General features: G+C 45.5%; 2 protein-coding genes and 1 pseudogene. All 3 read right to left on the bottom strand.

Going from position 1 to position 3,726, the window contains the following annotated elements; translation table 11 throughout:
* A pseudogene (locus tag HMPREF2794_RS23945) lies at nucleotides 1-2,552 on the bottom strand (hypothetical protein); the annotation flags it as partial.
* 4 nt (nucleotides 2,553-2,556) lie between these two features.
* A complete protein-coding gene (locus tag HMPREF2794_RS23950; protein WP_004303245.1) occupies nucleotides 2,557-3,330 on the bottom strand; it encodes a hypothetical protein in 774 nt (257 codons plus the stop codon).
* A partial coding sequence (locus tag HMPREF2794_RS23955) for a hypothetical protein (RefSeq protein WP_070752902.1) occupies nucleotides 3,323-3,726 on the bottom strand: 404 nt, incomplete at its 5' end. The genes HMPREF2794_RS23955 and HMPREF2794_RS23950, both read right to left, overlap by 8 nt.

Genomic DNA, 3,726 nt, shown 5'->3' on the forward strand with positions numbered 1-3,726 from the left:
AATGTACTGTTACGTCCTACTGATACGGTAGTCATCACCGTATCGGTTTCACTATTGTCTCCGGTAGAGGTATTGGTAACTTTTGCGACCTTGTGTATTTCAACATGGGCATCGGTAGCGACATGACCGGGATCATAGCACGCCACTTCGATATTGAGGTTTGCGTACTGTTTAGCAGCCCATGCTGTTTCCGTGTCTTCCGAATGTGCCAGCGCGACAACAGGCATAAGGCTGGACGGATTAACGATCATTACGTCAAAGAACTGGTAGTTCGACCATACGCCCGATTCCACGTCCTGTGCGACGACTTTGATAGTATATGCACCATGTTTCAGTCCCAAAGACGAAACGTTGATTTGCAAGTCCTGTGAGCGTGTAGAAGCCACGCTGGTCTGTGAGATCAGCTTCCATTCGTCACCTGTTTTGATATGAGCCGTAACGGTTGACTTATTGGCAGAGGACAGTTTGAACACGTCCGTCATGGTGACGAGTCCCGAACCTTCCTGCAATGTTTTGTACAAAGCCCATACACGGGAAAGTTTCAGGTTTACAGCCGTGACGCTGATTGTCTTCTGTGCGGTATTTCCCCCGTCATCGGTAGCAACGACCACGAACTTGCGGTTCATCGCTTCACTGAAATAGCTTTTAACGGGAATCGTGAAAGTGTAGTCCGTATCTGACGAGGAACTTTCCCGGTTCACGTTGAAAGTTTCAAGCGTTTCACCTGTTGACTTGTCTTTCAGTTGCAGGGTTTCGATGTTGTTGTATGAAACCATCTCACCCGATCCGGTACGCGACATGATCGCAAGCCTGATTGTCAGGTCGTCAGTTCCGAGTGCGGCATACAAGGAGGTCTTTTGCGGATAGATGTACACGATTGTCCCGGCAACGTCCCCACCGCCACCAGTTCCGACTGCAAAGGTGAAACCGTCGCCTAGCGGCATTCCTTCCGCATTTTTCATATATACACGCACCGTCCCGTCTTCTGCCTGTTCTCCATCCACGTCAACGGGCATGGCATCATAAATAGCACCGCCTGCTACCGGATTAGTGCTGTCCTTGATAATTTCGGAATCAGTATCGACAGTTCCTCCGGCAGTAGAACCGAAGTCAGTCCATGCTGCCAAGTCATTATAATCGGCACGGGACGCGCACAACTGTTTGGATTCAAATGTTTCCTTTCCGGTACGGTAGATAATAACCACACCGGGCTTGATACATTCCGTTTCATTCGCTGTCTCGTAAGCTGTCAAGGCATTGATAGCTGTTTGAAGAATATAATATCCGCTTGATAGTGGTGCAATTTCATCGACCAGTAGCACCGCGCCTTTGCCCGTCATGTCACCACCAGCACCACCGAAGTCCGTCCAGTTCGTTTCTGTGGCAAAACCTTCAAGGGATGATCCGGCAAACTGCTTTGACTCCCATTCACCATCAGCAACTTTATAGGTTAATACTATACCCGGTTTGCGGTAAGTTATATTATCCACATCCTCCCTTTCCGTTATTGCGGCAATAGCTGCGGGCAAGGAATAGACAGAGCCGCCACAAATTTCGTTGACATTGATAACGGACAGGGCTTTATACGCCAGCGACAAGCCGGAAGACGCGGTAGTCTGTGCACCTTCAGCCAATTTCTTTGCCGCTTTTGCCGACAAGTCCGCGGACGCAGCTAGCTGCATCGCGTCGGAGTCGGCAGAAAGTAATGTTCCGGCATAGTAGATGTATGATTTATTGCCGAACAAGTATATTTTATTCTCGTGCGGGTGTGTCCGGTCGGTGTTCATATAGTTATCAACACCTTTCCAACTTGGATAATATTTGTTATCTACGAAATAGGCAAATTTACCCTTACTGGCAATAAACACAATCTTACCGCCTTCAGCGGTTGCACTGGACTGCTCCAGCACGATGGAAGAGTCTGTTGCGATTTCGTCGAAGCGTTCCGTAGAGTGATGTACGAAATCTACCATTAAAGAAGACACGTCCTGTGATGTACTGTTGGCATCGTCGGAAAGGCTTTTAAGTTTACCCCATACTGTCCCGTCTTCGCTTTCCGATGCTTCTTCCGTACCGACGTTATCGGACAATCTTCCGATATCCTCATTCGCTTTTTTTGCGGATTCTGCGGCTTCATCTGCTTTCTTTTGTGCAGCATCTGCCGTTTTCTTTGCCGTCTCTACATCTTCTTTTTTTGCGTATACGGAAAGGTTACCTGTCGTGCTGACAAGTTTCCAGCCCGGATTTTGAAAGGCGTAGATGTTGCCATTATCGGCTGCATCGGGGTGACTCTCATCATATACCGTCACAATTTGACCGAATTTCAACGGCTTTCCGTCAGAGCCAGCCGGGGAAGTACTGTCCGCGTTCATCTTCGCAACGGTCGTATATGTATTGCGGATACCCAGTCCCACCTGATTCTTTTCCGCTTCATTGATGACATCCAGTGTCTCATCAATCAAACCGCCCACCTCGTCAGGTGATATGGATAAGGAATCTTTCTTTGCAGAAAGTTCCTGTGCCCGTCTTTTTAATTCGTATATTGTTGCCATTATATTACTTCTTTACTAAAAATTGAACCTGATAGGAAAAACCTTCGGGAAAGTCTCTTATAGCTTCCTGTTTGGATATGTCATATATATATGCTGCCCCATTTACAAGTTGGAAAGTATGAATTGCGGCAAAATTGTCATTCCTTACAACAATTTGAGGTTTGCGGTCTGCTTCATAATAGTCATAATATACCCACGGTGAAGAAGCACCCGAAAAAGCCTTCAAAGCCCTAAAATTAATTTTAACGATATCAAAACCCTGATTGCTTTTGAACACTTTAAAAGAGACCGAAAGACTATCTTCAGGGATGCCACCACTTACTTTGGTACGAATCTCTTTTTCTTCATAAATCATCAGGTAATCATTCATGCTTTTTACCGAAGAAGCAGACACATAAATATCCGACGAGGTAACCGTATCAGTGAGTTCCACTTTTCGGTATTGATACACATTGTTTTCGGATGTATTTTCATATATTTCCTTTTGACCTTCCGTGCTGACCACTTTCCAGTATAGGTTAGCGTTCAAGCCACCTTGAAAACTGCCTTCCTCCACCCTGTAAACTTCCCCGTTAATGGCTATATAACCTTCTTCCCAGCTATAAGTCGTCGGATGTCCGGCAATAGCGATAGGAGGCGGCACATTACACCCGGAAAGAATGACATTGCCGTATGTACTGACTATTCCTTTCACAGTGTCCGCAAATGCGCTTTGCATAAAGTCCAAATCATCCAAATAAAATGGCTGCCCGCCTTCTTTAAATAACAGTTTATTCATATTCGTATATTTTAAGGACGTAGGTTCGTCCGGCTGGTTTATAATAGTCTATCAAATTTTTAATTTCACCCTCATACGCTGACAGAAACGACGGTATGTTCACCATGTAATTCCCTGAATAGTTTCCTTCACCGCGCTGCTGGATATATTTTATTTCCGCCCCTTCGCTCCGTTTATGCAGATAGGACGGTATTTGCTCTTCCCTACGGTGATACAGGTACGACTCCTTTCCCGCAATATCGGTGATGTATATTTCCCTGTTTTTTAAGAAAAACCTGTCGTTTAGAACTTTCTCGATATATATCACCTGACCGTTTATATTCAGCTTGTCAATAGCCTGTTTACGGTAACTTTTAAACAGAGTGTAAATGAAGATTAAAGGGAGAAGGAAGATGG

This window comes from Bacteroides sp. HMSC067B03, from assembly GCF_001811315.1.
Lineage (GTDB): Bacteria > Bacteroidota > Bacteroidia > Bacteroidales > Bacteroidaceae > Bacteroides > Bacteroides faecis.

What these genes read in the sequence shown, in the direction of transcription:
- HMPREF2794_RS23950 (WP_004303245.1), bottom strand. Translation starts at nt 3,330, where the DNA reads ATGAATAAACTGTTATTTAAAGAAGGCGGGCAGCCATTTTATTTGGAT.